This is a genomic window from Micromonospora sp. HK10, assembly GCF_000982955.1.
In the GTDB taxonomy this organism is placed as follows: domain Bacteria; phylum Actinomycetota; class Actinomycetes; order Mycobacteriales; family Micromonosporaceae; genus Micromonospora.
This window is the reverse complement of record NZ_KQ058836.1, coordinates 1-3,299: the sequence shown is the minus strand read 5'-3', so window position 1 is coordinate 3,299 and position 3,299 is coordinate 1. Positions and strand designations below refer to the sequence as shown.

Annotated in this window: 3 protein-coding genes; 2 read left to right on the top strand and 1 reads right to left on the bottom strand. The window is 74.6% G+C overall.

Annotated elements, in window-relative coordinates:
* The first annotated feature begins 77 nt into the window (after window positions 1-77).
* Both LQ51_RS33445 and LQ51_RS18720 read left to right on the top strand, forming a co-directional pair.
* On the top strand, window positions 78-1,013 hold the full coding sequence (locus tag LQ51_RS33445) for an LLM class flavin-dependent oxidoreductase (RefSeq protein ID WP_046567509.1): 936 nt from the start codon (window positions 78-80) through the stop codon (window positions 1,011-1,013).
* A complete protein-coding gene (locus LQ51_RS18720) occupies window positions 1,010-2,371 on the top strand; it encodes an MmgE/PrpD family protein (RefSeq protein ID WP_046567507.1) in 1,362 nt (453 codons plus the stop codon). Before LQ51_RS33445 ends, LQ51_RS18720 begins: the two co-directional genes overlap by 4 nt.
* A gap of 36 nt (window positions 2,372-2,407) precedes the next feature.
* Here the strand turns inward: LQ51_RS18720 and LQ51_RS18715 are convergent.
* On the bottom strand, window positions 2,408-3,299 hold an 892-nt coding region (locus LQ51_RS18715), incomplete at its 5' end, for a fibronectin type III domain-containing protein (protein WP_046567505.1).

The following is a 3,299-nucleotide window of genomic DNA, read 5'->3' as shown; positions in this document are numbered from 1 at the left end:
ACACCAGTCCGGGCCGAGCAGATCGCCACACCAGTCCGGGCCGGGCTGGCGGTCGCGGACCTGGTCGAGGCGCTGCCATGATCGTGCTCAACGTGGCCCGGCCGGCCGGTGCGGCCGACCCGGTCGAGCTGGCCGGCGCCGCGCTCGCCGCCGGGCTCGACGGCGTCGCCCTCGCCGACAGCCCCCGGCTGTTCCCCGACTGCCTGGTCGAGACCGAGCGGGTGCTCAGCGCCACCCCGGCCCGGCTCGCCGGGCCGTGCGTGCTCAGTCTCGGGCTGCGGCACCCGGCCGCGGTGGCCGGCGCCGTGCGCACCCTCGACGCGCACCACCCCGGTCGGCTGCTCACGGTGGTCGGGCGGGGCGAGAGCTCGGTGCGCAACGAAGGGCTGGCGCCGCCGTCGCTGCGCGCGTACGAGGCGTCGCTGCGTACCCTGCGCGAGCTGGTGCCGGCGTCGGCGCTGCTGCTCGGCGCGGCCTCCGGGCCGCGCACCATCGCGGCCACCGCGGCCCGGCTCGGCGGCGTGCTGATCGACGCGGGCGCGGACCCGGCCGTGGTCGGCAAGGCGGTGGCGCTGGCCCGGTCGGCGCGGCCGGACGTGCCGGTCTGGATGTTCGTCCGCGCGGTGGTCACCGACGACGACGCCGCCGCCGATGCCGCCGCCGCGCCCGTGCTCGGCTCGTGCGCGGCCCGGCTGGTGCAGGCGCCGGACTGGTTCGACGTGCCGGCCGCGCTGCGCACCGGGGTCGCCGCCGTGGCCGACGCACACGACTACCGGCGGCACGGCACCGCCGAGGCCCGTACCGGCCGCGACGTGCCCGCCGGGGCCGACCGGTTCGTCCGCGACCGGTTCGTGGTCACCGGCGAGCGGCAGGCGGTCGCGGAACGCTTCGCCGCGTTCGGTGCGGTCGGCGTCGACGGCGTGGTGCTGGCCGGAGCTCTCGACGGTGTGCTGGACCGCCTCGACGACCTGGGCCGTGCGGTCCGCGAGGGTCTGACGAAGGACGGACGATGACCGGAATCGACACCGCGCGGATCGCCGCGTTCGCCCACCACAGCAGCCTCGACGACGCGCCCGCGGAGGTCGTCGGTTTCACCCGCGCGCTGCTGCTCGACACCCTGGGCGCGCTGCTGGGCGGTCTGCGCTATCCGGCCGTGCGGACCCTGGGCGAGGCGCTGCGCCCGGCGGCCGCCGGCGACCTGCCGTTCGGCCGGCTGCTCACCCTCGGTGCCGCCGCGACCTGGCTGGACGCCGACTCGGGCGGGTCGTTCCACCCGCAGGGGCACCGGCTGCCGCCGGTGCCGACGGCGCACCCCGCGCCGCACTCGCTGCCGGTGCTGCTGCACGCCGCCGCGAGCGGGGTCGACGACCGACGGCTGCTGGAGATCTTCCTGATCGCCAACGAGATCGGCATGCGCTTCGGTGTCGGCACCACCCTGCGTCCCGGCCTGCACCCGCACGGCATCCACGGCCCGATCGCCGCGGCGGTCGCCACCGCCCTGTGGTACGACCTCTCCCCCGCCGCCACCGCGACCGCCATCGAGCTGGCCGGCGCGGTGCCGATGGCCGCGACCCTGGCCGTGCCGATGAACGGTGGCACCGTGCGCAACCTGTGGACCGGGTTGGGCGCCTACCACGGGGCCGCCGCGGCCCGTCGCGCGGCCGACGGCGTCACCGGCTCGCCGGCCCTGCTCGGCGAACTGCTCGACGGTCTGGTCTGCACCGACCTGTCCACCGTCGACCTGACTGCCGGCCTGGGCACCCGTTGGCGGCTGGCTGACAGCTACCTCAAGCCGTACGCCTGCGCGCGCTGGGTGCACCCCGCGCTGGACGCGTTCCGGGCCGCCGTCGCGGGCGTACCGGACCCGGTGCGCGACCGGGGCGGGCTGGCCGCGATCGAGGTCGACACCTTCGCGTTCGCCGCGTCGCTGTCCGCCGCCGAGGTCTCCTCGGACCTGCACGCGCGGTTCTCGGTGCCGGTCAGCCTGGCCACCCTGGCGCTGGACGGCGAACTGGCCGCGGCCGGCTTCCTGCCCGACCGGTTGGCCCGCCCCGAGGTCGGCGCGTTGGCCGCGCTGGTCGACCTGCGCGAGGAACCGGCCTTCACGGCCGCCCTCCCGGGCGAGCGGCCGACGAGGGTCACGGTGCGCTGGCGGGACGGCGGCACGGCCTCGGCCACCGTGCGCAACGCCCGCGGCAACCCGGACGACCCGCTGAGCCCCGCCGAGGTGGCCGCCAAGTTCCGACGCAACGCCGCAGACGTCCTCACCCCGGCGACCGTCGAGGCCGTGGTCACCGGGGTCCTCGACGGTGCCGGCGGCGACACCCTGGCGCGGGTGGCCGCCGAGGTGATCGGCCCGCGCTGCCCGTGATCCGGGCGGCCCGGCCCGGCACCCGCGGCCAGCCGGTCAGAAGCAGGGTGTCTCGGTGATGAACGGGATGATGCCCCGCGACGGGCTGCGCGCGAACCTGCCGTAGATGCCTCCGCTGTAGGTGATCTCCCCGACGCCCCAGACCTGCACCTTGTACATGCGTTGCGGGTTCCTGGTGTAGTAGAAGGTCAGGTTGCCGCTGGTCGGGCCGCCGGTGGGATATTCCAGCGTGCGGTGCATGACGGTGTAGCCCTCGGTGCAGTCGATGACGAGATACCAGAAGATGCCCGACAGCAGTCGCTTGTCGTTGTTCGTGTGCCAGTGGCCGTCGACCTGGATGTAGTCGCCGTTGCGGGTGCCGCGGACGGTGGCGGTCATGTCATACCGCTGGATGGGGTCGAACTGGCCGTAGTCGGCGAGGATCCAGCTGCTGGTGACCGCGGCGGCCCGGGTGGTGCCGTTGGCCCACTGGGGCAGCGCGGTGACGATGTTCGTCGACGCGCTCTCCCCGGCCGCGTTGATCGCCGTGACCTTGAAGTTGTAGTAGTGGCCGTTGGCGAGGTATCCGGCGGTCATCGACGTCTTGCTGACCGGGTACGGCAGCTTCTCCCACCAGCCGTTGAGCGAGGCGTCGCGCTGGTAGACGTTGTAGTAGACGCCCGGGGTCGGGCTGGCCGTCCAGCTCAGCTGCACGTCCCCGTCGCGGGCCAGGGCCCGCAGGTTGGCCGGTGGCTTCGGCAGCGGCGGCATCGGCCGGGCGGTGTCCGTGTTCGACGGCGAACTGGTCCCGGCCAGGTTCGTCGACCGGACCCGGAACTCGTACGTGGTGCCGTTGTTCAGGTACTTCACCGTGAACGAGCAGCAGGTGCTCACCGGATACGGCAGGCGGATCCAGGAACCGCCGACCTTGCGGTACTCGATCCAGTAG